At 57.1% G+C, this 26,546-nt stretch carries 29 protein-coding genes; 24 read left to right on the top strand and 5 right to left on the bottom strand.

Features of this window, described 5'->3' with window-relative positions; all coding sequences use genetic code 11:
• Positions 1 to 573 (top strand): 50S ribosomal protein L5, encoded by a 573-nt coding sequence (rplE, locus tag WG936_RS02770; RefSeq protein WP_339564299.1) that lies wholly within the window; start codon positions 1 to 3, stop codon positions 571 to 573.
• Positions 574 to 870: 297 nt separating this feature from the next.
• Here rplE and aceA read toward each other — a convergent pair whose 3' ends face one another.
• Positions 871 to 2,166, bottom strand: a complete 1,296-nt coding sequence (gene aceA, locus WG936_RS02765) for an isocitrate lyase (RefSeq protein ID WP_339572057.1) — start codon at positions 2,164 to 2,166, stop codon at positions 871 to 873.
• Positions 2,167 to 2,633: 467 nt separating this feature from the next.
• Here aceA and glcB point away from each other — a divergent pair, with 467 nt between their 5' ends.
• The gene (glcB, locus tag WG936_RS02760; RefSeq protein WP_339572056.1) at positions 2,634 to 4,838 is read left to right on the top strand and encodes a malate synthase G; all 2,205 of its coding nucleotides are present in this window, start codon (positions 2,634 to 2,636) and stop codon (positions 4,836 to 4,838) included.
• Positions 4,839 to 4,891: 53 nt separating this feature from the next.
• On the opposite strand, the gene WG936_RS02755 is transcribed toward glcB, so the two are convergent.
• The 3 genes from WG936_RS02755 to WG936_RS02745 form a co-directional block, all read right to left on the bottom strand.
• Complete coding sequence (locus WG936_RS02755; protein WP_339572055.1) at positions 4,892 to 5,806, bottom strand: DUF4862 family protein; 915 nt, start codon at positions 5,804 to 5,806, stop codon at positions 4,892 to 4,894.
• Positions 5,807 to 5,817: 11 nt separating this feature from the next.
• Positions 5,818 to 6,171, bottom strand: coding sequence for a hypothetical protein (locus WG936_RS02750; protein ID WP_339572054.1), 354 nt, complete (start codon positions 6,169 to 6,171; stop codon positions 5,818 to 5,820).
• 288 nt (positions 6,172 to 6,459) lie between these two features.
• Positions 6,460 to 6,696, bottom strand: a complete 237-nt coding sequence (locus WG936_RS02745; RefSeq protein ID WP_339572053.1) for a hypothetical protein — start codon at positions 6,694 to 6,696, stop codon at positions 6,460 to 6,462.
• Positions 6,697 to 6,883: 187 nt separating this feature from the next.
• On the opposite strand from WG936_RS02745, the gene WG936_RS02740 reads away from it, so the two are divergent.
• Both WG936_RS02740 and mmsB read left to right on the top strand, forming a co-directional pair.
• Positions 6,884 to 8,404 (top strand): CoA-acylating methylmalonate-semialdehyde dehydrogenase, encoded by a 1,521-nt coding sequence (locus WG936_RS02740; protein ID WP_339572052.1) that lies wholly within the window; start codon positions 6,884 to 6,886, stop codon positions 8,402 to 8,404.
• A 12-nt stretch (positions 8,405 to 8,416) separates the two neighbouring features.
• Complete coding sequence (mmsB, locus tag WG936_RS02735) at positions 8,417 to 9,295, top strand: 3-hydroxyisobutyrate dehydrogenase (protein ID WP_339572051.1); 879 nt, start codon at positions 8,417 to 8,419, stop codon at positions 9,293 to 9,295.
• On the opposite strand, the gene WG936_RS02730 is transcribed toward mmsB, so the two are convergent.
• Complete coding sequence (locus WG936_RS02730; RefSeq protein ID WP_339572050.1) at positions 9,270 to 9,872, bottom strand: TetR/AcrR family transcriptional regulator; 603 nt, start codon at positions 9,870 to 9,872, stop codon at positions 9,270 to 9,272. The two genes, mmsB and WG936_RS02730, sit on opposite strands and share 26 nt — an antisense overlap.
• A gap of 43 nt (positions 9,873 to 9,915) precedes the next feature.
• Between WG936_RS02730 and WG936_RS02725 the strand changes: the two genes are divergently transcribed.
• The 20 genes from WG936_RS02725 to WG936_RS02630 all read left to right on the top strand — a co-directional run bounded on the left by WG936_RS02725 (position 9,916) and on the right by WG936_RS02630 (position 26,534).
• Entirely contained in the window at positions 9,916 to 11,355 is a 1,440-nt protein-coding gene (locus tag WG936_RS02725; protein ID WP_445227925.1) for a GntP family permease, read from the top strand.
• 363 nt (positions 11,356 to 11,718) lie between these two features.
• Positions 11,719 to 12,117 (top strand): 30S ribosomal protein S8, encoded by a 399-nt coding sequence (rpsH, locus tag WG936_RS02720; RefSeq protein WP_339564290.1) that lies wholly within the window; start codon positions 11,719 to 11,721, stop codon positions 12,115 to 12,117.
• 14 nt (positions 12,118 to 12,131) lie between these two features.
• The gene (rplF, locus tag WG936_RS02715) at positions 12,132 to 12,668 is read left to right on the top strand and encodes a 50S ribosomal protein L6 (protein WP_339564289.1); all 537 of its coding nucleotides are present in this window, start codon (positions 12,132 to 12,134) and stop codon (positions 12,666 to 12,668) included.
• A complete protein-coding gene (rplR, locus tag WG936_RS02710) occupies positions 12,668 to 13,072 on the top strand; it encodes a 50S ribosomal protein L18 (protein WP_339572048.1) in 405 nt (134 codons plus the stop codon). The genes rplF and rplR overlap by 1 nt, the downstream gene beginning before the upstream one ends.
• A 40-nt stretch (positions 13,073 to 13,112) precedes the next feature.
• Positions 13,113 to 13,772 carry a 30S ribosomal protein S5 gene (gene rpsE / locus WG936_RS02705; RefSeq protein ID WP_339572047.1) on the top strand — a complete coding sequence of 220 codons (660 nt, stop codon included), beginning with the start codon at positions 13,113 to 13,115 and terminating at the stop codon, positions 13,770 to 13,772.
• Between the two features lie 3 nt (positions 13,773 to 13,775).
• Positions 13,776 to 13,961, top strand: a complete 186-nt coding sequence (rpmD, locus tag WG936_RS02700; RefSeq protein ID WP_339564286.1) for a 50S ribosomal protein L30 — start codon at positions 13,776 to 13,778, stop codon at positions 13,959 to 13,961.
• 7 nt (positions 13,962 to 13,968) lie between these two features.
• Complete coding sequence (gene rplO, locus WG936_RS02695; protein WP_339564285.1) at positions 13,969 to 14,415, top strand: 50S ribosomal protein L15; 447 nt, start codon at positions 13,969 to 13,971, stop codon at positions 14,413 to 14,415.
• 184 nt (positions 14,416 to 14,599) lie between these two features.
• A complete protein-coding gene (locus WG936_RS02690) occupies positions 14,600 to 15,289 on the top strand; it encodes a DUF2786 domain-containing protein (RefSeq protein WP_339564284.1) in 690 nt (229 codons plus the stop codon).
• A gap of 584 nt (positions 15,290 to 15,873) precedes the next feature.
• Positions 15,874 to 17,196, top strand: coding sequence for a preprotein translocase subunit SecY (gene secY, locus WG936_RS02685; RefSeq protein ID WP_339564283.1), 1,323 nt, complete (start codon positions 15,874 to 15,876; stop codon positions 17,194 to 17,196).
• Positions 17,193 to 17,738, top strand: coding sequence for an adenylate kinase (locus tag WG936_RS02680; protein ID WP_339564282.1), 546 nt, complete (start codon positions 17,193 to 17,195; stop codon positions 17,736 to 17,738). The genes secY and WG936_RS02680 overlap by 4 nt, the downstream gene beginning before the upstream one ends.
• A gap of 69 nt (positions 17,739 to 17,807) precedes the next feature.
• A complete protein-coding gene (map, locus tag WG936_RS02675) occupies positions 17,808 to 18,602 on the top strand; it encodes a type I methionyl aminopeptidase (RefSeq protein WP_339572046.1) in 795 nt (264 codons plus the stop codon).
• Between the two features lie 66 nt (positions 18,603 to 18,668).
• A complete protein-coding gene (locus WG936_RS02670) occupies positions 18,669 to 19,409 on the top strand; it encodes a L,D-transpeptidase (RefSeq protein ID WP_339572045.1) in 741 nt (246 codons plus the stop codon).
• A 218-nt stretch (positions 19,410 to 19,627) separates the two neighbouring features.
• Entirely contained in the window at positions 19,628 to 19,846 is a 219-nt protein-coding gene (gene infA / locus WG936_RS02665; RefSeq protein ID WP_339572168.1) for a translation initiation factor IF-1, read from the top strand.
• A gap of 205 nt (positions 19,847 to 20,051) precedes the next feature.
• Positions 20,052 to 20,420, top strand: coding sequence for a 30S ribosomal protein S13 (gene rpsM / locus WG936_RS02660; protein ID WP_339564279.1), 369 nt, complete (start codon positions 20,052 to 20,054; stop codon positions 20,418 to 20,420).
• Between the two features lie 2 nt (positions 20,421 to 20,422).
• Positions 20,423 to 20,827 carry a 30S ribosomal protein S11 gene (rpsK, locus tag WG936_RS02655; RefSeq protein ID WP_339564278.1) on the top strand — a complete coding sequence of 135 codons (405 nt, stop codon included), beginning with the start codon at positions 20,423 to 20,425 and terminating at the stop codon, positions 20,825 to 20,827.
• Positions 20,828 to 20,852: 25 nt separating this feature from the next.
• On the top strand, positions 20,853 to 21,458 hold the full coding sequence (rpsD, locus tag WG936_RS02650; RefSeq protein WP_339564277.1) for a 30S ribosomal protein S4: 606 nt from the start codon (positions 20,853 to 20,855) through the stop codon (positions 21,456 to 21,458).
• A 93-nt stretch (positions 21,459 to 21,551) separates the two neighbouring features.
• Positions 21,552 to 22,568, top strand: a complete 1,017-nt coding sequence (locus WG936_RS02645) for a DNA-directed RNA polymerase subunit alpha (protein WP_339564276.1) — start codon at positions 21,552 to 21,554, stop codon at positions 22,566 to 22,568.
• A 61-nt stretch (positions 22,569 to 22,629) separates the two neighbouring features.
• Positions 22,630 to 23,157 (top strand): 50S ribosomal protein L17, encoded by a 528-nt coding sequence (gene rplQ, locus WG936_RS02640; protein WP_339572044.1) that lies wholly within the window; start codon positions 22,630 to 22,632, stop codon positions 23,155 to 23,157.
• A gap of 78 nt (positions 23,158 to 23,235) precedes the next feature.
• Positions 23,236 to 24,099, top strand: a complete 864-nt coding sequence (gene truA / locus WG936_RS02635; RefSeq protein WP_339572043.1) for a tRNA pseudouridine(38-40) synthase TruA — start codon at positions 23,236 to 23,238, stop codon at positions 24,097 to 24,099.
• An 80-nt stretch (positions 24,100 to 24,179) separates the two neighbouring features.
• Positions 24,180 to 26,534 carry a DUF6541 family protein gene (locus WG936_RS02630; protein ID WP_339572042.1) on the top strand — a complete coding sequence of 785 codons (2,355 nt, stop codon included), beginning with the start codon at positions 24,180 to 24,182 and terminating at the stop codon, positions 26,532 to 26,534.
• Positions 26,535 to 26,546 lie beyond the last annotated feature (12 nt).

Here is a 26,546-nt window from a genome sequence, read left to right as displayed (position 1 = left end):
ATGAGCGAAAACTACACTCCGCGTCTCAAGACCCGTTACCGCGAAGAGATCCGCACCAAGCTGAATGAAGAGTTCTCCTACGAGAACATCATGCAGATCCCTGGCGTAGTCAAGGTTGTTGTCAACATGGGTGTCGGCGACGCCGCTCGTGACTCCAAGCTGATCAACGGCGCACTCGAAGACCTCACCCTGATCACCGGTCAGAAGCCAGAGCTTCGTCGTGCGAAGAAGTCCATCGCTAACTTCAAGCTTCGCGAAGGCATGCCAATTGGCGCTCGCGTTACCTTGCGTGGCGACCGTATGTGGGAATTCCTCGACCGTCTGCTGACCGTCGCCCTCCCACGTATCCGCGACTTCCGTGGTCTCTCCGACCAGCAGTTCGACGGCCACGGTAACTACACCTTCGGCCTCACCGAGCAGACCATGTTCTACGAAATCGATGTTGACAAGGTCGACCGCCCACGCGGTATGGACATCACCATCGTCACCACGGCTACGAACAATGACGAAGGCCGCGCGCTGCTGCGCGAACTGGGCTTCCCATTCAAGAAGCCAGGCCAGGCTGAGCACTAGCCTTTCTCGGTTCTAAACCCGCTACCTTGTTTTAGGTAGCGGGTTTTCTGCTGGGATAAGAGGATTCTAGCGGCTTAGAAGGCTGCGACCATGATTTCGCCCCCATGATTTTGTGAATGGTCGTTCAGAATGCTGACTAGTAGCGCTCTTGTTACCTGCAAAATCATGGGGGCGAAATCATGATCGTGTTGTCGCCGACTGGTGGGTGGCTATCGGATTCCGTCGACGCGTAGAAGAGAGTACAGAATTGGCTCACTACCGCCATGTGATATGCCTGAGACAGAAAACGGGCGAGGTCTAGTGGAACTGCTCTTCCTCAGTCGAGCCCTTCAGGGCAGCAGTGGAGGTATTTGGATCCACGGTGGTGGCGATCTGATCGAAATAGCCTGCGCCCACTTCGCGCTGATGCTTGACGGCGGTGAAACCACGCTCTTCGGCAGCCTGGAACTCGCGGTTCTGCAGGTCAACGAAGGAGGTCATGCCTTTGCGGGCGTAGCCGTGAGCCAGATCGAACATGCCGTAGTTGAGGGCATGGAAGCCAGCCAGGGTGATGAACTGGAACTTGAAGCCCATGGCGCCGAGTTCGCGCTGGAACTTGGCGATGGTGGCGTCGTCGAGGTGCTTGGACCAGTTGAAGGATGGGGAGCAGTTGTAGGACAACAGTTGGTCTGGGTATTCGGACTTGACGGCTTCAGCAAACTTCTTGGCGAGCTCCAGATCCGGGGTGCCGGTTTCCATCCAGATCATGTCGGCGTAAGGCGCGTAAGACTTCGCACGTGCGATACATGGTTCGATGCCGTTCTGAATCTTGTAGAAGCCTTCTGCGGTGCGTTCGCCGGTGATGAATGGGCGGTCGCGCTCGTCGACGTCGGAGGTGATGAGGGTGGCTGCTTCGGCGTCGGTGCGGGCGATCACCACAGTCGGGGTGTTAGCAACGTCGGCTGCTAGGCGGGCAGCGTTCAGGGTGCGGATGTGCTGCTGGGTTGGGATGAGGACCTTGCCGCCGAGGTGACCACACTTCTTCTCGGAAGCGAGCTGGTCTTCCCAGTGGGTGCCAGCGGCACCGGCAGCGATCATTGCCTTCTGGAGCTCGTAGACGTTCAGCGCTCCACCGAAGCCGGCTTCGCCGTCGGCGACGATCGGAACGAGCCAGTCTTCAACGGTAGTGTCACCCTCGGCGCGTGCGATTTCGTCGGCACGCAGTAGCGCATTGTTGATGCGGCGAACGACGTTAGGGACGGAGTTTGCTGGGTATAGGGACTGGTCTGGGTAGGTGTGCCCGGAAAGGTTGGCATCACCTGCGACCTGCCAACCGGAGAGGTACACCGCCTGCAGTCCAGCGCGTACCTGCTGGACAGCCTGGTTACCGGTCAGTGCGCCGAGTGCGTTGATGTAGGAATCATCCTTGCGGCTGACCTTTTCCCACAGGATCTCGGCTCCGCGACGCGCAAGCGTGTGCTCTTCGACGACGTTGCCCTGCAGCTCAGCTACCTGCTCGGCAGTGTAGTCACGGCTGATGCCTTCCCAGCGGGGGTTGGTGTCCCAATCCTGCTGGATCTCGGCTGCGGTACGTGGCTTGCCTACGTTGCTCATGGGATTAGCTCCTTAGTGTGTGCAAAAGGTGGGGTGTCGGAGCTGTTGGATCTCCAGAAAGGGGAGTGTGTTGCTCGACATGTCCCCAAGCATGTGTGATTTAGGTCTCGCCGTCAATGGCTTTGCGGGGTTAAGATTTGCTTGGGGGTGGGAGGGGGTTTTGTGAAAACTGCAAAATGTTAGCTTGCAAAGTTCTCTGTGACTTTGATCTCAAAAACGGCGCGGCCTGCAGGGATTGCGGGCGTATTTTGCAAACGTAGGACGCTGAGAGGACGTGAAATGAATCACTACTGTTGTAAATTTGTAAAGTTGGTAAAGGGGTAGTTTTCAAAATTTCCTTCACTTTGTGATGGGCGTCACCTAGGGTGGCTGTTACCTCGCTAACACACTTCCACTCCGGCTCGCTGCCGGATCAGCGAAGTTTGTGACGGACCAACCAAACATCGAAAGCTTCCCGAGGAGTAACCATGAGCGCGCCCATCACGATTGATTTCCAGGAACCGCACACCGAACGCGTAGAAATTGGTGGCATGAACGTCGCCCGTGTGCTGTATGACTTTGTCAATGCGGAGATTCTGCCTCACGTCGGCAAGGATGCGGACCACTTCTGGAGTGGATTTGGCCGCATCGTGCGCGACTTCACCCCTCGCAATAAGGAGCTGCTTGCCAAGCGCGATGAGTTGCAAGCCAAGCTCGATCGGCACTACGCCGAAAATCCTGGTCAGCCAGATCTTGCGGAGCATGAAGCATTCTTACGCGAGATCGGTTACCTGGTAGCACAGCCCGATCCGCAGCCAATTCGTACCGCAAACGTCGATGAGGAAATAGCCAGCATTGCAGGCCCGCAGCTCGTGGTTCCTGTCCTGAATGCCCGCTTTGCCCTCAATGCTGCGAATGCTCGCTGGGGTTCCCTCTACGACGCCCTATACGGAACTAACGCTATTTCTGAAGAAGGAGGCGCTGAGAAGAAGGGCGGCTACAACAAGGTTCGCGGTGACAAGGTCATTGCGTGGGGTCGAGACTTCCTCGACCGGGCAGTGCCTCTCGACGGCATTTCCCACAAAGACGTAGAGAAGTACAAGATCATGAGCGGCGAGTTCGTCGCAAAGGCTAAGGGCGATGAATACCGCCTGAAAGATTCCAAGGCGTACCGCGGCTTCCGGGGCACCATCGATCATCCGGAATCCATCCTGCTACGCAACAATGGTCTGCACATCATCCTGGAGCTGGACCCGATGTCCCCAATCGGCTCCACCGACCCGGTTGGCATGAAGGATATCATCCTGGAATCCGCAGTCACCACCATCATGGACTTTGAGGACTCCGTCGCCGCCGTCGATGCAGAAGATAAGGTGCTTGGCTACCGCAATTGGCTGGGTCTGATGGATGGCACTCTCACTGAGGAGGTCACGAAGGGTAACGAGACCTTCATTCGTGCGCTGCACAAGGACCGCATGTTCATGGGGCGCAATGGTGCGGAGATTCGACTGCATGGACGTTCCCTGCAGCTGGTTCGAAACGTAGGCCACCTGATGACAAACCCTGCGATCCTCATCGATGGTGAGGAGATCTTTGAGGGCATCATGGACGCCATCATCACCTCGGCCGCCGCCATTCCGGGAATGGAAAAGCGCAACCAGCTGCGCAATTCACGCACCGGTTCCATCTACATCGTGAAGCCGAAACAGCATGGTCCAGAAGAAGTAGCATTCACGAATGAGCTTTTCGGTGCCGTCGAGCGACTGCTCGAGCTGCCAGAATTCACCATCAAGGTTGGCGTGATGGATGAGGAGCGTCGTACCTCTGTCAACCTCGACGCCTGTATCCAGGAGGTTGCGGATCGCCTGGTATTCATTAACACCGGATTCCTGGATCGTACCGGCGATGAGATCCACACCTCCATGAACGCGGGCGCCATGGTGCGCAAGGCTGACCTGCAGACTTCGCCGTGGAAGCTCGCCTATGAGGACAACAACGTTGATGCGGGCATTGCGAACTCGTTGCCGGGCAAGGCTCAGATCGGCAAGGGCATGTGGGCAATGACCGAGCTCATGGCAGAGATGTTGGCTGCGAAGGGAGGCCAGCCACGCGAAGGTGCGAACACGGCATGGGTGCCATCTCCAACGGGAGCTACCCTCCATGCGACGCACTACCACGAGGTCAACGTGGCGGCGGTGCAGGAGCAACTGCGTAGCGACGGCCGTCGCGATGCATTCCACGACCTGCTCACGGTTCCGGTCGCACCAACTACGGGCTGGTCCGAGGAAGAAAAGAAGGAGGAACTGGACAACAATTGCCAGTCCATCCTGGGCTACGTGGTGCGTTGGGTCGAACAGGGCGTCGGATGTTCTAAAGTGCCGGATATCCACAACGTGGACCTCATGGAAGACCGTGCCACGCTGCGTATTTCTTCTCAGCTGCTGGCCAACTGGCTGCATCACGGCATCGTGACTGAGGAACAAATCGTTGACTCCCTGCAGCGCATGGCTGTGGTCGTCGATAAGCAGAACGAGGGTGACGTCACCTACCAGCCGATGGCCGCGGATTACAACGAATCCATCGCCTTCCAGGCCGCCAAGGATCTGATCCTGCTGGGGACGAAGAGTCCGGCGGGCTATACCGAGCCGATCCTGCACATTCGCCGTCGCGAGTTTAAGGCGAAGAATGCTTAAGTTTGCGCAGTAAAAGAGCCGGTCTGAGATTATCCCCAGGCCGGCTCTTGGGCTTAATTGCTCATAGCTGCATGGACCGCGCGGAGCATTGCAATGCGCGTTGCGATGTCGGAGTCCTTGGGTACTTGGATCTTTATTCCTCGGTAGGCCTCTGCCCCCTTCGCTGCGCTGCAGAATTCGGCCACTGTACTTGGTGTCATCCAGCTCGATGGTTCGTCAGTGCTGAGCGGTAGGTGTGCATCGGCCCATGCCGGGCCGTACTGAGTGGCATCGGGGCCAGCTCCGGAACACATGATGCCGCCCAACAGTCCGGACTCCCTTAGCTGGTTCACCTGCTTTGTGGGCTGATCGGTGTTGTGTGATTCCACCACGCTGCGTCCCCAGTTGATCGTGATCGGGGTCTTGGTATCGGCGCATGCTGCGATTTCCTCTTCGAGAGTGAGGAACTCCTTTTCTCCGGGGCCGATTCCATCATGGGCATCGCAGTGCTCGACGATGAGGGTAAGACCGAGGCTGGTCGCAATCGGAACTAGCTCAGCGAGAGACTCACTCAGTGCATTGCAGAGGGGAGTGTGGCTCGGTGCAGAGTGAACCGCTACCCGAGAAATGGTTTGCTCGCCGGTGGCTTCGTTGAGTTGGGCTGCCTTCTGCAAGACCTGGGTGGCAAAAGTCACGCCCTCTGCTCGGCCGGTCGGATCGCCGGAAGCAATTCCGAAAAGGGGATTGTTTCCCAGCGTTTTCATGGTGCCTGGGATTGCGGTGACGATGCAGCCGCGGAATCGACCAGATAGCTGCTCGGCCAGCCAGCCCCAGTCTGGGTCGGGTGCAAACGCTGTGCCGAGCCAAGGGACCTCGATGCCAGTGACGAAACCGGAGTCCGCGAGCGCGTTATAAAACTGTTCGCTTTCTACCTGTGTCGTCGGCATAGCGGCGTAGGCACCCACAATGTATTCAGGGATACTAGTCATGCCTTAAAAGTTTAGTCCTCTGAGCGCCTTCGTTCTTCGGCGGCAAAAGTCTCTGGGATCACCCAGGCAAATTGGTTTAGGAAGCCTGGTTCTGTGAACCTCAGGTAGTCCTGCCCGTGTAGCGCGACCTTGTAGATTTCATTTTCGCGAGGAAAAGCGCAGTTCTTGAGGAAGCTGCGGCCCACGCCAATCTGGTACCCCGCCAGTCCGGCCTTTTCTTTGTGAGTCCAACAGCGGAAACCGCGGTCGCTGAACTTGTGCGGGATGCTCACGGTTTTGAAGTAAGTGAAAGACAAAAAGAACAAGGCCAAAGTGATGGTGAAGTTAACGGGCCCGTCAGTATTCCATTCGGTGATTTTGTACACATAACAGAGGTTGATTCACCAGCTGACCATGCTTAGGGCAAAACCGCCCACAGTGAATACTGAATTGATGAACGAGCAAACGCCCAATGGCAGACTGACGTCTTTCAGATGAATGCCCCAGAGCTTGTGGGCTTCCAGCTCGCGAACCGCCAGTGACATTTCAGTGGGCGAGTTGGGGCGCCAGTGTATGTCATCGGAGTTGCCTTTGCGAAGCATCTCGATGAACTGACGGACGAAAGGGGAGTGGATGGCGGTCGTGTTAGAGAGGAAGAACTTGCCCTGCTGATCTTAGGTTAAGATGCCGAGCTGGCGGAGTCGAAAAAGCATGACCCAAATAAAGTTGTGTCGTCCACCGCTGAGTATCGCTATGGCCTCTGGAGATAGGCGGGGGATTTGTATGTGGTCCACGCTGCGACGGTTTTCTACAACCCACGCCAGCTTGCCGAAAGTAGAAGTAAGTACCATGCCCAGCAAGCAAGCGACATAGATTGCGTTGACCGAAAACAAAAACTCAATATCTGACATCCTTTGTCCCTCTTTATACGTCTTTTGCACGTGAAATGTGCGCGGGGATAGGAATGTTCCCAGCTGAGCGCCATTAACCGCCCCTTAGGGGTAAACGGCGTTTTCTATCACACTTTTGCTTCCAGTGTGACCCACCTCTCCGTATGGTGTGCTTTAGAACACATCAATCTGCGTGAGGAGAAGCTCCATGGTTAATACTGTCCCGCACTTCATCGGCGGCAAGAAGGTCGAAGGCTCTGCCGAGCGCACGGCCGACATCATGAACCCATCTACCGGCCAGGTCCAGGCCAAGGTCCGCCTGGCGAGCAGCGTAGAGGTCAATCAGGTCATCGAGAACGCTGCCAAGGCCCAGATCTCCTGGGCAAAGACCAACCCACAGAAGCGCATCCGCATCATCATGAAGTGGATCGCCCTCATCAACGAGAACATCGATGAGATTGCCGCCACCCTGTCCCTCGAACACGGCAAAACCCACGAGGACGCGAAGGGCGACATCATCCGTGGCACCGACGTCCTCGAGTTCGCCCTCGGTGCGCCGCACCTGCTCAAAGGGGAATACACCACCTCTGCTGGCACCGGCATCGACGTGTACTCCATGCGCCAGCCGCTCGGCGTGGTCGCAGGCATCACCCCATTCAACTTTCCGGCCATGATCCCACTGTGGAAGGCCGGGCCGGCGCTTGCTTGTGGAAACGCCTTTGTGCTCAAGCCATCCGAGCGCGACCCATCCGTCCCGGTTCGCCTGGCGGAACTCTTCATCGAGGCCGGCGGCCCGGCGGGTGTGTTCAACGTTGTCCATGGTGACAAGGGTGCCGTAGACGCGATCCTCGATTCCGAGATTATCCAGGCCGTCGGTTTCGTCGGTTCCACCCCGATCGCGCAGTATATCTACGAGCGCTGCGCAGCAACTGGCAAGCGTGCCCAGTGCTTTGGCGGTGCGAAGAACCACGCGCTGATTCTCCCAGACGCGGACATGGATCAGGTGGTTGATGCCCTCATCGGTGCTGCTTATGGCTCCGCTGGCGAGCGCTGCATGGCCATCTCCGTAGCTGTTCCAGTAGGAGAGGAAACCGCTAACGAGCTGCGCAAGAAACTGGAAGAGCGTATTCCAGAGCTCAAGGTCGGCCATTCTCTCGACCCACAGGCTTCCTACGGTCCGGTCGTCGCGCAGTCCGCCCTTGAGCGGATCGAAAAGCTGATCGGCGAGGGCGAGGCTGCGGGTGCTGAGCTGGTTATCGACGGCCGTGGCAAGGGAGCCACCGACGAGGAATTCAACGGCGAATCCCTCCAGGATGGCTACTTCATCGCCCCAACTCTCTTCGATCACGTCACCCCAGAGATGTCCATCTACACCGAGGAGATCTTCGGCCCAGTGCTCACGATCGTCCGTGCAGACACTTTTGAAGAAGCCATCAAGCTGCCAAATGAGCACGCATACGGCAATGGCGTAGCCATCTTCACCCGCAATGGCGGTGCCGCCCGCGAATTCGCTGCCCGCGTCCAAGTAGGAATGGTTGGAATCAACGTGCCAATCCCAGTGCCAATCGCCTACCACACCTTCGGTGGCTGGAAGGCCTCCGGCTTCGGCGACCTCAACCAGCACGGGCCGGACTCATTCCGCTTCTACACCAAGACCAAAACAGTTACCTCGCGCTGGCCATCCGGCACCGCCACCGGCGCAGACTTCTCCATGCCACAAATGGACTAGAAAGGAACCCACATGAGCACCATTGCATTTATCGGACTCGGCAACATGGGCGGCCCTATGGCCCGTAACCTGGTGCAGGCCGGACACACCGTCCGTGGCTTTGACGTCATGGAAGAAGCTAAAACCCAGGCGCGTGCTAACGGTATTGAGGTATGTGACAGCGCAGCTCAAGCCGCAACAGGTGCGCAGGTCATCTTCACAATGTTGCCAAATGGCAAACTCGTGGACCAGGTGTTGGAGGAGGTGTTGCCGTCGACAAGCGGCAGTGTGCTCTTCATCGACAGCTCGACCATCGCCGTCGACGAGGCCCGTGCAGCAGCGGCCAAGGTTGAGTCGCAAGGACACCGCTTTGTTGACGCCCCGGTCTCTGGTGGCATAGTCGGCGCTGATGCCGGCACACTAGCCTTCATGGTTGGTGGCACAGACGAAGCCTTCGCCCAGGCACGCCCAATCTTTGACACGCTCGGAAAAGCGGCAACCCATTGCGGCGCGATTGGCGCAGGTCAAGCGGCTAAGGTATGCAACAACATGATCCTTGGTGTGCACCAAGTTGTCCTCGCGGAAGCCATGGTGCTCGGAGAACGGCTCGGCCTCAACCCGCAGGCGTTTTTCGACGTCGTGTCCAACTCCACCGGTGCCAGCTGGGCGCTGACCACCAACTGCCCGGTCCCGGGCCCCGTGCCCACCTCTCCTGCGAACAACGATTTCAAGCCCGGCTTCGCTTCCGCGCTCATGAGCAAAGATCTGAACCTGGCTAAGAAGGCCTTGGAGGAAACTGGGACCTCGGCGGTGCTCGGGCAGGCGGCCTGCGCTTTCTACCAGGAGACGGTGGACGCAGGCTTCGGTGACAAGGATTGCTCCTACGTCATTGAGCTGGTTCGTGACCGTTAAGGATCTTTTGGACAAGACCCGCGTAGTAGTCCGCGAGATCGGCGGGTGGGAACTCCTGGAAATCGGTATCGCCCACCCGTCGCATGAGCGATAGCCCCGTGAGCAGCGCCATTGCCGCCTGTGCTCTTAGCTGGGGTGCTGGCTGCGCATGCGGGGCCTCCTCTCGGATGCGTTTTTCCAACACCGACAGGATGTCCCTCTTGATGCGCTCGCCGATTGCGCTCAAAGACTTTTCTGAACCGTCAGTCACGGTCATGGTTCGAATAATTGAATAATGCGCGGTGGTCGGGGCCGTCAAAGTCTCATGGATGGAGGTCTGGCCTAGCTGCTCGAACGGCCCCTTAAACAAAGCCGCTGCGCTTGCGGAGAAATCCACCGTGAGTTCAAACAAGTTTTCCTTGCTCTGGAAGTGTTTGATGATCAGCGGCGCACTCACCCCGGCAGCACTCGCAATGTCTTTCAAAGACACCTGGGCAAAAGTGTGCTCGCTGAAAAGCTTCCGTGAGCACTCCATAATGCGCATCTTGGTGTCCGACGGGGGATTCGCCGCATGCCGCGCATTCTTGCGTTCCGTCATTTTTCCACTCCCGGTTACGGCCCCTTAACGATCGGAGCTTTTCATGGTTATCCCGATGATAGGCATTTTTCTCTCACTTATTGTGCTAATTGTGTTGGCGTATCGCGGGCATTCGGTGGTTATTGCCGCTCCGATTGCGGCGCTACTGGCCACAGCACTTTCTGGGGCGCCGCTACTGGCCACCTATACCCAAATTTTCATGCCAGCACTGGGCAAGTTCATTACTAACTACTTCCCGCTCTTCCTCACCGGCGCGATCTTTGGCCGTCTGATGACGGTATCCGGCCTTGCACATGACCTAGCCCAAGGAATCTCTAGGGCCTTTGGTCCGAAGCGGGCGATGGCTTCCACAGTCCTCGCCACGGCCCTCCTTACGTATGGCGGTGTGAGTGCCTGGGTGGTGGCATTTACCATCGTGCCGATCGCCACGGCACTGTTCAAAGAAGCCGGGATTCCCAAACGACTAATGCCAGCGGCTATTGCGTTTGGCACCATTACTTTTGCTATCGCCGCGTTGCCGGGCAGCCCCCAGGTACACAACGTGATTCCAACCAAATACTTCGGTACCACGTCATATGCTGCGCCCGCGCTTGGGCTGACGGGCACCGCATTGATGCTCGTGCTCGGCATGGTCTGGTTGGAGTATCGAGTTCGCTCACTGCAACGCGCCGGGGAATTCTATGAACCGGAAGGCGGCTCCACATCAAATGCCGTAGCTCTGAAAGAACTCGAGGATGCTGAGGGCGGGCACGCTGATCTACCAGCTCACCGGGGTCCCGGCAGCATCACGCTCCGTGGCTTCCTGGGATTCATTCCTATTGCGGTTGTGGTGGCAATGAACTACCTGTTCATCTACGTGATTTCCAAGGAGCTTGATTTCAGCTACTTGGCGGAAAAGAAGTTTGGTGCCGTCAAACTGGATTCTGTGTTGGGCACGTGGTCGGTGACCGTCGCGCTAGCTACAGCAATCCTTGTCATTTTTCTCATGCGCCCGGGTCTATTTGCGGTATTCATTACCGGTTTGGGTGAGGGAGCACGATCGGCGATTCTGCCGGTGTTCACCACCGCCAGCGAAGTGGGTTACGGCGCTGTGATCGGCTCACTCGCCGCTTTCACTGTGCTTCGCGACGGCGTATTCTCTGTCGCGGATAATGCCCTCATCGTCGGGGTGATTTCTACCGGCGTCATCGCGGGTATCACGGGATCCTCCGCGGGCGGCCTGTCTATGACCTTGGAAACCTTCGGTGCGGACTTGGCCCGCATGGCAACTGAACAAGGGATTTCTATGGAGGCAATGCACCGCATCATGGCGATGGCCTCTGTGAGTTTCGATTCCTTGCCCCATAATGGCGCGGTACTGACCATGCTGTTGGTCTGCGGGATGACCCATAAACAGTCCTATAAGGACGTTGCGATGGTGACCGTGGTCATCCCGATCGTGGCCGTCACCGCGCTGCTTCTCGGCGTCACTGCCCTGGGATAGTTGTTGGCAATTGAGCTGCTCGGGCGAGCAAAGATGCGGCAGGGGAAATCCGGTGGTGAGGGGCGCGAAGAAGCGCAAGCAGTACCCAGTGCAGAGATTTGGGAAACGCTCGTGTTATGCGGTAGTGTTGCGCGTTGGACTTAAATCGTTGCTCTTTGGCATGCCCAAATAGGCGAACTTAAGTACCACTTGTACATTTTCCACCTACTTTGTTGTAGGCCCCCCGCCCAATGCGTCCAGCAAATTCTAAGGCAGCGAGCTCCCTAACTATTGAGTTAGGTGAGCGGCAGTGGCCGGCTAGTTAGCTGATAACGCCGGGTGGGAAGGGAACCGCAGCGAGAAAGGCATCAAGGTCACAATCCTATGACCATGACTGATCCAATTGCAGACATGCTGTCGCGTGTGCGCAACGCTAACCACGCGTACCACGACTCTGTGTCCATGCCTTCTTCCAAGTTGAAGGCAAACATCGCTGAGATCCTCAAGCAAGAGGGCTACATTGCTGGCTATGCCGTTTCTGACGAAAAGGTTGGCAAGACCCTTAAGCTAGATCTCAAGTACGGTCCATCCCGTGAGCGTTCCATTTCTGGCGTTCGTCGCGTGTCCAAGCCTGGCTTGCGCGTTTACGCTAAGTCCACCAACCTGCCAGAGGTTCTGGGTGGCTTGGGTGTGGCAATCATTTCCACTTCCCAGGGCCTCCTGACCGATCGTCAGGCTACCGAGAAGGGCGTAGGCGGAGAAGTTCTCGCCTACGTCTGGTAAGGGAGGATTGACATATGTCGCGTATCGGTAAGAACCCAATCGCAATCCCATCCGGCGTTGAGACCAAGATCGATGGTCAGAACATCGAGGTCAAGGGCCCTAAGGGCACCCTGTCTTTCGAGCTGCCAGCTCCGATCACCGTTTCCGTTGAGGGATCCGAGATCGTCGTCGCCCGTCCGGACGACCAACGTAAGAACCGCGCTCTGCATGGCCTGTCTCGCTCCTTGGTAAACAACCTCGTTGAGGGCGTTACTAAGGGCTACACCATCAAGATGGAAATCTTCGGTGTCGGCTACCGTGTGCAGCAGAAGGGCCAGAACCTTGAGTTCGCCCTGGGTTACTCTCACCCAGTTCTGATCGAAGCTCCAGAAGGCATCAAGTTCGCTGTTGATGGCAACACGAAGTTCTCGATCGAGGGTATTGACAAGCAAAAGGTCGGACAGATCGCTGCAATCATCCGTCGTCTGCGTAAGGATGACCCTTACAAGGGTAAGGGCATCCGCTACGAGGGTGAGCAGGTCCGTCGCAAGGTCGGAAAGACGGGTAAGTAATGAGCAACGAGAACAACGCAACCAAGCGCCTCCCAGTAGGCAAGGACATCTCCTCTCGTCGTCGCGAGGCTCGTGCCCGCCGCCACTTCCGCATCCGCAAGAACCTGCGTGGCACTGCCGAGACTCCACGTCTCGTCGTGCACCGCACCTCTCGCCACATGCACGTGCAGATCATCGACGACCTCGCAGGTCGTACCTTGGCTGCAGCTTCCACCATGGAAGACGCAGTGCGCGCATTTGATGGCGACAAGAAGGCACGTGGCGCCGAGGTTGGCAAGCTCATCGCTGAGCGCGCCAAGGCTGCTGGTATCGAAGCTGTGGTCTTTGACCGTGGCGGCTACCAGTACCACGGTCGCGTCGCCGCTTTGGCCGACGCTGCACGTGAAGGTGGTCTGAAGTTCTAATGATCACCGCAACCATGAACATCAACGGAAGGATCGCGTAATGCCGGGACGTGAACGGCGTAACGGCGGACGCTCCGCCGACGAGAACAACAACAGCAACAACAACAGCAACGAGCGCAACGAGCGCCGCGGTCGTGGCCGTGATCGTGATGATCGCCGCAACCAGCAGCAGGACGAGCGTTCGCAGTACATCGAGCGTGTTGTAACCATCAACCGCGTGTCTAAGGTCGTTAAGGGTGGTCGTCGCTTCAGCTTCACCGCTCTCGTCATCGTTGGCGACGGCAAGGGCATGGTTGGTGTTGGCTACGGCAAGGCCAAGGAAGTTCCAGCAGCTATCCAGAAGGGTGCAGAAGAGGCTCGCAAGAACTTCTTCCGCGTTCCAATGGTCGCTGGCACCATCACTCACCCAGTCCAGGGCGAAGCTGCAGCAGGCATCGTAATGCTGCGCCCAGCCGCTCCTGGTACCGGTGTTATCGCTGGTGGCGCTGCACGTCCAGTTTTGGAATGTGCTGGCGTTCAGGACGTCCTGTCCAAGTCCCTCGGTTCTGACAACGCTATTAACGTTGTCCATGCAACCGTGGCTGCGCTCAAGCAGCTGGTTCGCCCTGAAGAGGTCGCTGCCCGCCGTGGCAAGACTCTCGAAGAGGTCACCCCAGCCCGTATCCTGCGCGCTCGCGCAGTAGCAGCTCAGGAGGCTTAAACAATGGCCCTCAAGATTACTCAGGTTAAGGGCATCGTTGGTGCCAAGCAGAACCAGAAGGACTCGCTGCAGACTCTCGGCCTTCGTAAGATCCACCAGTCCGTCGTGCGACCTGACAACCCTCAGGTGCGCGGTCTGATCAAAGTGGTTCGTCACATGGTCGTCGTTGAAGAAGTAGCGGGGGAGTAGGTAAACAATGAGCGAACCAATTAAGCTCCACGACTTGCGCCCAGCACCGGGCTCAAACAAGGCTAAGACCCGCGTTGGCCGCGGTGAAGCATCCAAGGGTAAGACTGCAGGTCGCGGTACCAAGGGTACCAAGGCTCGTAAGCAGGTTTCGGCCTCCTTCGAAGGTGGCCAGATGCCACTGCAGATGCGTCTGCCAAAGCTGAAGGGCTTCAAGAACCCTAACCGCGTCGTTTTCCAGGTGGTAAACGTAGCGGATCTGGAGAAGGCCTTCCCTAAGGGCGGCGACGTCACCATTGCTGAGATCGTCGCAGCTGGCCTGGCTCGTAAGAACCAGCCAGTCAAGATTCTTGGCAACGGCGACCTGAGCGTCAAGCTCAACGTCACCGCAACCAAGTTCTCCAAGTCTGCCAAGGAAAAGATCGAAGCCGCTGGCGGCTCCGTCACCGAGGCTTAAGAACTTAAAGCACGAACGGCTCCTTCCCTCTTGCAGGGAGGGGGCCGTTTTTGCATGCCGGTCCGGGATGAATCCTTATCCACAGTCTCGCGCTGCATAGCAGTTATCCACAGCTGCGCCCCTAGGGGCGTCGCATAGCGGCACCGAAAGCGGTATCACTGTTGGCAAATGACTAACAGGGGGAATGATGGAGCGAATTAAAGCCCGGGTACGCAAGCTGCTGAATCAAGCCATAGATCGGCAGGGTACCCCGGAGGGGGACGTGTTCTATGAGAAGGCCTTTCAATTGCTGGCGCAGTATGGGCTGGACCGCAGTGAACTAGAGGCCGATGATGGCGCTGTTATGGTCCGAGAGTTTCCTATCACCGGCAATTATTCCGCTATGCAAGCGCGCCTACTGCTCTCGATAGCGGAAGTTCTCCATTGTGTTGGGTTCAATATTGGCCTGCGGCCGTCGCGAATCGCTTCGGTTACTCTCTTCGGCATGCCTCGGCACCTAGACAGAATCGAGCTGCTCTATTCAATCTTGCGGCTGTCCATGCTGAGCGGTGCCCAAAGAATCGACAGCACCATGGGCCTGGTCAGGGCACGTAGATCCTTTATGGCCGGGTTCGTCGCGCGCATAAGTCAGCGGTTGGCGGCAGCGGAAGCAGAGGCGTCGGACAGTGCGCAGGCTTATGCGCTAGCGCTTATCGACGACCGTACCCGCGCGAACCAAGTCCAAGCGGAGTTCTTGCGACAGCAACAGCTCCAGCTCTCGCAGCACCGCAGCCGGCAGCAGGTGGATCCCAGGGCGTATCGGCAGGGAACTATTGCCGGAGATGGTACAGATATCGGGCAAACCGGGGTTGCTGGTATGCGAGCCATTGGCTGAAGCTTCACCCAAAGCTAGCGTGCCAGCCCATCGCAGGCACCGATGACAATCGCTCCGGTTCCCCGGTCAAGCGTTGGCTGGAGGAGTGGTGCAAAAGCCGGATTGTGGTTGTCGCAAGCTCAAAGGGGGGCTGATGAAAGTGCATAAAAGGCTTCGCTCTCAGGGCGGGTGCCGTCCAAATCAACGAGAATCGCTTGTACTGGAGCCGTTTTGCGGTCATTTTGTGCGCCCTCCAGAGCTCTGTGAACGCTGTTACAGCACTGGATACCGAGCGGTGACAAGGAGTCTAAAATTCTAGCCAGCTTCCGGCTGTCCGCAGCGGAAGACTGTGGTTTGTGAACAATGCTCCAATGCCAATGCGCTGCTGAACCTCTTGCCTGTGGGGTGCATTTGCCAGGTACCTAGCCCGCCTGTTGGGGTGCGTCCAAGGGTGAAAAATGTGTGGGGAAATTCTCTTGAGGCCTAAACACTGGTAAAGTTGCCGTGTTGAATCTCTGTCGCGCCTCTCAGCGCGTGGCGTTCCTGAACTTAAATACACCGTCTCCCTTGATTCCCCTTGCGGGCAGGGGATGCTTGGAGGATATGTGTCCGCCCTTATTGCAGCATTCAAGGATGTGGATCTTCGTAAGAAGATCTTGTTTACCTTGGCGATGATCATCTTGTACCGCATTGGTGCGCAGATCCCTTCGCCAGGCGTTGACTACGCTTCGATTGCTGGCCGTCTGCGTGAGCTGACAAACGACCAGAACAGCGTCTACTCGCTGATCAACCTGTTCTCAGGTGGCGCGTTGTTGCAGTTGTCGATTTTTGCCATCGGCATCATGCCGTACATCACGGCGTCGATTATCGTGCAGTTGCTCACCGTGGTGATTCCGCACTTCGAAGAGCTGAAGAAGGAAGGCCAGTCCGGCCAAACCAAGATGACGCAGTACACGCGTTATTTGACGGTAGGCCTGGCTCTCCTGCAATCTTCGGGCATCACCGCACTGGCAGACCGTCAGCAGCTGCTCGGTCAGGGCATCGAGGTGCTTAAGGCGGATCGAAACGTTTTCGACCTGATCCTCCTTGTGTTGACGATGACCGCAGGCGCTGTGCTTGTGATGTGGATCGGTGAGCTCATGACCGACCGTGGCATCGGTAACGGCATGTCTTTGCTCATCTTCGGCGGCATTGCAACTCGCCTTCCTGCCGACGGCATGAACATCTTCCGTTCCTCGGGGCCGATGGTGTTCTCCCTGGTCATGGTGGCTGTGGTTATCCTCGTGGTTGGCGTGATCTTCATTGAGCAGGGACAGCGTCGTATCCCCGTGCAATATGCCAAGCGCATGGTCGGACGTCGTCAGTATGGCGGCACCTCCACCTACCTGCCGCTGAAGGTTAACCAGGCTGGCGTTATTCCAGTGATCTTCGCGTCCTCGCTGATGTATGTGCCGGTGCTCATCACACAGATCGTGAACTCTGGCTCCACTGCAGTGCCGGATAACTGGTGGCAAAGAAACGTCATCCAGTACCTCCAGACGCCGTCGTCTTGGCAGTACATCCTCGGCTACTTTGCGCTGATCATCTTCTTCTCCTACTTCTACGTTTCGGTCCAGTACGACCCGAATGAGCAAGCAGACAACATGAAGAAGTACGGCGGATTTATTCCGGGTATTCGCCCGGGCCGTCCGACGGCCGAGTACCTTGGATATGTAATGAATCGTCTGCTGTTTGTCGGTTCGTTGTACCTCGGTGTTATTGCTGTGCTGCCGAACATCATGATGGATCTTGGTGTGAACTCCGGTGCAGCGAACTCAACGCCATTCGGTGGTACTGCTATTTTGATTCTCGTTTCTGTTGCACTGACTACGGTAAAGCAGATTGAGAGCCAGCTCCTCCAAAGCAACTACGAAGGATTCCTTAAATGAGACTCGTACTCCTCGGCCCTCCGGGCGCAGGCAAAGGTACCCAGGCCGCTATTCTCTCCGAAAAGCTCGGCGTGCCACACATCTCCACTGGCGACCTGTTCCGCGCCAACATCGGGGAAGGTACCCCTCTTGGCGTTGAGGCAAAGTCTTATATTGACGCTGGCAAGCTGGTTCCGACTGATGTCACGGCCCGCATGGTGGAATCCCGACTTGCAGAAGAAGATGCTGTGAATGGTTTCCTCCTCGACGGCTTTCCACGCACCGTCGAACAAGCAGACATTCTCGAGTCCCTTTTGGCGTCGAAAGGCGCGCAGCTCGACGGCGTTGTGAACTTCAAGGTTTCTGAGGACGTCGTTGTCGAGCGCATGCTTGCGCGTGGTCGTGCCGATGACAACGAGGCAACTATTCGCACCCGCCTTGGTGTGTACCGCGATGAAACTGCGCCTCTGATCGATCACTACGGTGACAAGATCATCACCATCGAGGCAGAGGGTAGCGTTGAGGATATCAACGCCCGCACAATGGAAGCTCTGGGCAAGTAGCGCCCGCTCCATAGAAAACCGGTTGCTTGAGTTTCCAAGCAGCCGGTTTTTAACTTTTGAAAGCAGAAAATGGGATTTCGTAAAAAGCAAAAAGTAATCGCCGCCAAGACCCCTATGGAACTTGACGCAATGCAGGCCGCCGGTGAAATCGTTGGCCGCACTCTCCAAGCTGTGAAAGCCGCAGCCAAACCAGGCATGAGCACTCTGGACCTGGACCGTATTGCCGAGGATACGATTCGCTCCGCAGGGGCAATCCCTACCTTCCTGGGATACCAAGGTTTCCCAGGTTCCATCTGTGCTTCCGTCAACGAAGTGATCGTGCATGGGATACCTAACGCCGAGACAATCCTGTGCGAAGGCGATCTAGTCTCGATTGACTGCGGCGCCACCTTTGAAGGGTGGGTAGGGGACTCCGCGTGGTCTTTTGGCATCGGTGAGGTCGATGAGGACGTCGACAAGCTCAACCGCGCCACTGAGTGGGTGCTCATGGAAGGTCTCAAAGCCATGGTCCCTGGTAATTACCTGACTGACGTCTCCCATGCGTTGGAAGTGGCTACGCGCAAGGCAGAACAGAAATTTGGCGTAGATCTTGGCATCGTCGATGGCTACGGTGGCCACGGTATTGGGCGAACCATGCATGAGGAGCCCTACCTTGCTAATGAGGGAAAGCCGGGCCGCGGACCTATTATCCAAGAGGGTTCCGTGCTTGCGATCGAGCCAATGCTGACCCTGGGTACGGAAGATTCTGCCGTGCTTGACGACGACTGGACCGTGGTTACCCTCGACGGATCGTGGTCAGCACACTGGGAGCATACGGTAGCTGCTACCACCGGGGGGCCGCGGATTCTTACCCCAAGATTCTGAGAAAATTCATATAATATCGTCATACAATTGGCGGTTTTCTAGCTGAAAGCCCTATACTTCTGCACTATGAGTAAGCACCGCAAGCCTTCTGTATTCAAGCGTCGCGCGGGAATCGCCGCATCCACCGCTGTGGCCGCTTCCGCCATCTTGGTGCAGCCGGCATTCGCCGCGCCGGCACTACCGGCTGTAAATATCCCAGGATCCTCTGACATGCAGTCTGGCTCCTCCGATGCGGCAGCCGAGGCAGCCTGGAATGCGCGCAATGCTGTGTACAACTCCACCGCTGGCCTGCCACCGGCACAACGTGATGCGCTTCGCAAGGCTGCTGATGACAACTTGCGAGTTCACTTCCCAGGTCTGCTTGAGTCTAAGCTGCCACAGCCAGCTCCGGCACCAGCCCCAGAGCCAGCTCCAGCACCGGCTCCGGCACCAGCCCCAGAGGCTCCGCAGATTGACCGTGGCTCTTGCCCGCCACAGGCACGTGCTTGCCTTGATAAGGCAGGCAACCGTGCATGGTTGCAGCACGGTGGCGAGGTTACCTATGGCCCCGTTCCGGTATCTCATGGTGCGCAAGGGTATGACACTCCTAACGGAACGTTCAGCGTCACCCGTAAGGTGAAGGACGAAATTTCCTACGAGTTCAATAATGCTCCGATGCCTAACGCGGTTTACTTCACCAACAATGGCATCGCGTTCCACTCGGGTCGGATTGACTGGCTGTCGCATGGTTGCGTGCACCTGCGCCATGAGGACTCTGCAGCGTTCTTCAATGACTTGCAGGTCGGCGATATGGTCTACGTGTACTAGTCATCGCTCGGATTTTCCGCGACTCCGCCACAACTGGGAACAGTTGGGCGGAGTTTTGCTTTTGCTGGCAGCGGCAATCCTTTTTGCAAAATACCAGGTGCGCACTGTAAGCTGTCCCATTGGTGTGTGTACACGTGCACATGCCCGCGTTTCGCATCTCGCGGAAGTGAAAACTACCAGGCATTTTGCACTTGGGAATGTCAGGGAAAGTGGAGGATATGGCTAAAGAAGGCGCTATTGAGGTTGAAGGCACGATTGTTGAGCCTTTGCCAAATGCAATGTTCCGTGTCGAACTCGACAATGGTCACAAGGTACTTGCACACATCAGTGGCAAGATGCGTCAGCATTACATCCGTATCCTTCCTGAGGATCGTGTCGTAGTGGAGCTTTCTCCGTACGATTTGACCCGCGGTCGCATTGTCTACCGCTACAAGTAAATAATCATTCGCCTTCACACTCCAGGCGCACTGCAGTTCTGCTGAATTCTTTTAGCGGATGTGCGCTTCATCTACCTCTGGTTACGGTGGCCGGAGCCCTGTGTTTGCGTAGCCCACTTCCCGGCATATCCGTCCGGGTGAAGTGCTATGAGACGGGGACGAGTGTGGAGAAAACCACCGCAACAACCGGAAAGGTACGTACCACATGGCACGTCTAGCTGGTGTTGACCTCCCTCGCAACAAGCGCATGGAAGTCGCACTTACCTACATTTACGGCATCGGCCCAGCCCGTGCTGCCAAGCTGCTCGAAGAGACCGGAATCTCTCCTGACCTGCGCACCGACAACCTCTCTGATGAGCAGATCGCTGTTCTTCGTGACGTTATCGAAGCAACCTGGAAGGTGGAGGGTGACCTCCGCCGCCAGGTAGCAGCCGACATCCGTCGCAAGATCGAAATCGGCTCTTACCAGGGTCTGCGCCACCGCCGTGGCCTCCCAGTTCGTGGTCAGCGCACCAAGACCAATGCGCGTACACGCAAGGGTCCTAAGAAGACGATCGCCGGAAAGAAGAAGTAATCATGCCTCCTAAAGCACGCTCTGGCGCGCGCCGCACTGGCCGTCGCGTCGTAAAGAAGAATGTGGCGCAGGGCGCCGCATACATCAAGTCCACCTTCAACAACACCATCGTGTCCATCACGGACCCATCCGGTGCTGTCATCTCTTGGGCTTCCTCTGGCCACGTCGGATTCAAGGGCTCTCGTAAGTCCACTCCGTTCGCTGCTCAGATGGCTGCCGAGAATGCTGCTCGCAAGGCTATGGAGCACGGTATGAAGAAGGTTGACGTCTACGTCAAGGGCCCAGGCTCTGGACGTGAGACCGCTATCCGTTCCCTGTCCACCGCGGGGCTTGAGGTCGGTTCTATTACTGATGTCACCCCACAGCCACACAATGGCTGCCGTCCGCCTAAGCGCCGTCGCGTTTAATCAGGGAAAGGAAGCGTAACAAACAATGGCTCGTTATACCGGCCCTGTAACCCGTAAATCCCGCCGCCTCCGTGTCGACCTCGTCGGCGGAGACATGGCATTCGAGCGTCGCCCTTATCCTCCGGGACAGGCTGGCCGCGCTCGCATCAAGGAGTCTGAGTACCTCCTCCAGCTGCAGGAGAAGCAGAAAGCTCGCTTCACCTACGGTGTCATGGAGAAGCAGTTCCGTCGCTACTACGCCGAGGCTAACCGTCGCCCAGGCAAGACCGGCGAAAACCTCATGGTCCTGCTCGAGGCTCGCCTCGACAACGTTGTCTACCGCGCTGGCCTCGCACGCACTCGTCGTCAGGCACGCCAGCTTGTTTCTCACGGTCACTTCACCGTGAACGGCAAGAAGATCAACGTTCCTTCTTTCCAGGTTTCTCAGTACGACATCATCGATGTTCGTGAGAAGTCTCGCAAGATGATCTGGTTCGAAGAGGCTCAGGACAACCTCGTCGACGCAGTTGTGCCAGCATGGCTGCAGGTCGTTCCGTCCACCCTGCGCATTCTCGTGCACCAGTTGCCAGAGCGCGCTCAGATCGACGTTCCTATCCAGGAACAGCTCATCGTCGAGTTCTACTCGAAGTAATCTCCGTGAGCGCTACCAAATTTGGTGGCGCACACAAAAAGTCAATACTTGCCTATCGACGTCAAATAGCGGGCGTCACACAAGGAGAAGTTCATGCTCATTTCACAGCGTCCTACCCTTACCGAGGAGTACGTAGACGAGGCACGCTCCCGGTTCATCATCGAGCCACTGGAGCCAGGCTTCGGTTACACCCTGGGTAACTCGTTGCGTCGTACCCTGCTGTCCTCTATCCCGGGTGCAGCAGTGACCAGCGTCAAGATCGATGGTGTCCTCCACGAGTTCACCACCATCAACGGTGTGAAGGAAGATGTTTCTGACATCATCCTGAACATCAAGGGCATCGTGCTGTCCTCTGACTCGGATGAGCCAGTGGTCATGTACCTGAGCAAGACCGGTGAAGGTGTTGTTACCGCTGGTGACATTCAGCCTCCAGCGGGTGTGGAGATCCATAACCCGGATCTGCACATCGCAACGCTTAACGAACAGGGCCGTTTGGAGATCGAGTTGATTGTGGAGCGCGGCCGCGGCTACGTTCCTGCCACCTTGAACACCAACACGAGTGAGATCGGCCGCATCCCTGTGGACCAGATCTACTCCCCAGTTCTCAAGGTCAGCTACAAGGTAGAAGCTACTCGTGTTGAGCAGCGCACCGACTTTGACAAGCTGATCATTGACGTTGAGACCAAGAACTCCATCTCCGCGCGTGACGCTCTAGCTTCCGCAGGCAAGACCCTAGTTGAGCTGTTCGGCCTCGCTCGCGAGCTGAACACCGCTGCCGAGGGCATCGAGATCGGTCCATCCCCACAGGAGACCGAGCACATCGCTGCTTATGGCATGGCAATTGAGGATCTGAACTTCTCTGTTCGCTCCTACAACTGCCTGAAGCGCCAGGAGATCCACACCGTTGGTGAACTCGCAGAGTGCACCGAGTCGGACCTGCTGGATATCCGCAACTTCGGTCAGAAGTCCATCAACGAGGTCAAGATTAAGCTTGCGGGCTTGGGCCTGACCTTGAAGGATGCTCCGGAAGACTTCGATCCAACCCAGATCGAAGGCTACGACGCTGAGACCGGCGAATTCATTGACTTTGATCCGGAAGATTCCGAGTAAGACGCCCTAAGGCCCTGTTTCAGGGTCTGCGCTCACATACCTGTACACGAGGAGTACATCAATGCCTACCCCTAAGAAGGGCGCCCGTCTCGGCGGTTCGGCTACCAACCAGAAGAAGATCCTTTCTAACCTGGCTGCTCAGCTGATCGAGCACGGCGCAATCAAGACCACCGATGCCAAGGCAAAGGTGCTGCGTCCATACGTAGAAAAGCTCATCACCAAGGCTAAGGCCGGCTCCGTGGCGGATCGTCGCAACGTTGCAAAGCTCATTACGAACAAGGAAGTTGTTGCTTACCTGTTCAACGAGCTGGCTCCAAAGTTTGACAGCCGTGAGGGTGGCTACACCCGCATCATCAAGCTGGAGAACCGTAAGGGCGACAACGCCCCTATGTCCCAGATCTCCCTCGTTCTTGAGGAGACTGTTTCTGCCGAGGCATCCCGCGCAACTCGCGCTGCTGCTTCCAAGAAGGCTGAAGAAGAGACCGCTGTAGTCGAAGAGGCTCCAGAGGTTGAAGCTGAAGTGGCTACCGACGCTGTTGCTGAGGCAGAAGCTGTCGAGGCTGAAGCTGAGGAGAAGGAAGAGAAGTAATTCTCTTCCTGCTAGGCCCGTACCCCACTGGGGTACGGGCCTTTACCTTTTCAATGGCCAGCTAGAATGATCTTCATCATGACATCCAAAAGAATCCGCATTGATGTTGCGTACGACGGTACTGATTTCCACGGCTGGGCTCGGCAGCTTCCAAAGGAGGGCGAGCCGGAGTTGCGAACTGTCCAGCAGGTGCTCGAAGACACGCTGCGGATGATTCTGCGGGAGCCACTAGTTCTCACCGTGGCTGGTCGCACGGATGCCGGTGTGCACGCTCGCGGCCAAGTCGCGCACTTTGATGTGAATGAACAAGCTCTGCAACAGCGTTCGATTGAAGGGGATCCAGCTCGTCTTGTACGTCGATTAGCGCGCCTGCTGCCGGAGGATATCCGCGTCAGCGCCTGTCAATTCATACCTGACACCTTCGACGCCAGGTTCTCCGCGTTGCGGCGCCACTATGTATACCGGGTCACCACGGACCAAGCAGGGGTCCTGCCGACGCGGGCCCGGGATACTGCTTCGTGGCCTAAGCCAGTTGACCTAAAGAAGATGCAGGAGACTGCGGATGCCTTGATTGGCCTTCACGATTTTGCTGCGTTTTGTAAGTACAAACCAAACGCCACCTCAATCCGAGACCTCGAGCGCTTCGAATGGATAGACGCATCTACCCCTGAAGAGCCGTACCTTTACGAAGCACACGTGAGCGCTGATGCCTTCTGTTGGTCCATGGTTCGCTCTCTAGTCGGCACATGTTTGGCGGTGGGCGAGGGGCGCAGAGACGCAGAGTTCGCACCGCGGCTCCTTGGTATGGATCAGCGCTGTTCGGAGATCCCTGTCGCAGCAGCGAAGGGCTTAAGTTTAGTTGCGGTGGATTATCCTGCTGAGGGGCAATTGGGGGAGCGGGCCGAAGCCACTCGAGAAATGCGAACTCTTGCCGATAACTAGTCGTGCCTTGCCATGAAAAAGGCAGCGCATGCCCTAAGCTGATTTAGGTCAAATGGGCGGAAGATTGAAGGCGGTCAACAATGGGAATGGTTAGCGCGGCAGCAGTAGCAGTTGCGGTATTTACCATCCCCGGTTTGGTTGTCTCGTGGCTCTCCGGTGTGCGCGGGCAATGGTCGATTGCTGCCGCATTGCCAACCACCTTTGGTATCTATGGCCTGGCCGCATGGTTCTTCGGCCTCACACCGATCCGCTTTGAAGTGGTCTCGGTAGGGATCTTTAGTGCTGTGCTGGTGGTCCTGGCGCTACTGTGGCGCTTGGCATTTGTTGCCTTTGGACGCCGGCGGCGTAAGCAGTCTGAAGTTTCAGCTCCGCTGGATGGTGATGGCGACGCTGTTGCCGTCGAAAAGCCCAAGCGGGACTGGCGCAGGGGTACGTTGCTGGATGAATACTGGCTGATCCCAGGGCTAGGAATGCTCGCTGGCGTGGCGCTCATCGGCGGGCGGTCTTTGGAGCTGCTCAATAAGGCAGCCCGCAAGATGGATAACATCATTCAAGGCTGGGATGTGCATTGGCATGCCAGCACTGTGAGATACATCGTGGAGACGGGTATCGCATCGCCCACGCGCATGGGCGACCTGCAAAATACTGAAACGCAGGCGAAGATGTATTACCCGACCGCGTGGCATGCCGGCGCGGGGCTCGTAGCCGACCTAGCAAACATTTCTCCTATCGCTGCCACAAATCTAACGGGGCTGCTGGTGCCCGCGATCGGTTTTCCGATCTCCGTGGGGCTCATCGCGTGGCGACTAGTCGGGAGACGGGGGCTTACAGCACAGATTGCCGCTGGATTGGCGCCCATCATCGTCGGCGGAATCCCAGTGCTGTACTGGATCGGTCTGTACGTTGGCGCATGGCCCTATGTTGCCGCAGTTTCCGTATCTGGGATTGTGCTCGCGCTGTTCATGTCAGTGCCCTATTTCCCGATTCGTAGCTTTGTGGCTGCGCTGGCATTCATCGGCATGGTACAGCTGCATCCGTCCGCGGCGACTATCGTCGTGCTCGGCTTGGCGCTGTGGTGGCTGCTGTATTTGGTGTGGGTCCCCGCGCGGAAGCCGGGCAGCTTTAAAGGTCATGTTGGTTGGCGGTTCCGCGACCTAGCGTTGCTTGGGGCGACTGGCCTGGTTGGTGTGATTGCGCTGCTGCCGCAGATTCTGATCGGGGCGGAACAGTCTGAAGAGGTGAAATCCTTCACGGCTACCGAAAATCTTTCCCTCACCGAGGCGTGGCGGGCTGCGATCTTCATGAATACTCGCCACGCGCCAACTTTCGAACTCAATGTGGTGCCGTGGATCTGGCTCGCGCTGTTTGGCGCTGTCGCTCTGCTGGTTTGGCGTCGCAACCTGTGGGCGCCGACGTTTTGGTTCCTCAGTGTCTGTTGCACCGTTAACTCGCTGCGCCCGTTCGGTGATCCTTGGGGTAAGTGGCTCGGGGCGGTCGGCGCACTCCACTACAACACCGGACACCGCTTGATCATGCCGGCGGCGCTCTTCGTAGTTGCCGGGGCTGCAGTCGCGCTTGCCGTGCTCATCCGCCTCATCGCCCTTGCGCCTCTGAAGAAGTTCGCGGTGGTGTCTGCGGTGGTTTCCATTCTCTTGGCCGGTGGCGCTGGATTCGTGATCCAGAAGGTAGTCCGTACCGGGATCGAGCCAGGCTCAGCCTGGGCAATCAATGCTGCGCGTGATGACCGGCTGGTCAACGGCAGGGATGTGAAGGCCTTCGATTGGCTCGCCCAGCAACCGCATGCTTATGAAGGGGCGATCTTCACTAACCCTGATGAAGGCTCTGGCTGGATGTATGCCTACAACCGGTTGCCGGCCGTCTTCAAGCATTATCTCTGGCCGAATACCACGTTGGAGTCCGCCACTAACCGTCTCTTCTGGCACCCTATGCGGTTGGGGCAAGGCAACTTCGACAACATGGACGAAGCCAACATGGTGGATACCGCAGCTCAGGAACTGGGTGTCAATTTCATCTACATTTCGCCGCCACATTTCTGGCACTTCCAAATACCTCGCCCTGATTTTGAGACTGGTTTGATCCATACTCCTGGTGTGACGCCGGTGTACAAGGATCATGAGGTGATCATTTACGCGGTCAATGCCGAGTTCAGCGACGAAGAGATCTTAAAGATGCGGGCCCCTGGCAATTCGCCAGAGGAACTGCCATCGCTTGTGACCAAGGAAGAAGCAGGCAAGGCGACCTCCTATGAGGATGCCAATGAACCCTACATCCACCGTCCGACGGTTCCGAACCGTGGCCGGGATTCCCACTTCGAGTGGCTGACTCAGCGAAATGAACTATCTGACATGGCTGACGAGGGAGTGAAGACCGGCGACTCCGTGGCTGCGGAGTTGCAAGATCAGCAGCAGCACTAGTCCTGCCGGTTT

It is taken from the genome of Corynebacterium sp. H127, from assembly GCF_037482665.1.
Classification (GTDB): Bacteria; Actinomycetota; Actinomycetes; order Mycobacteriales; family Mycobacteriaceae; genus Corynebacterium.
The sequence above is the reverse complement of the archived record's forward strand: the minus strand, read 5'-3'. Positions and strand labels throughout refer to the sequence as shown.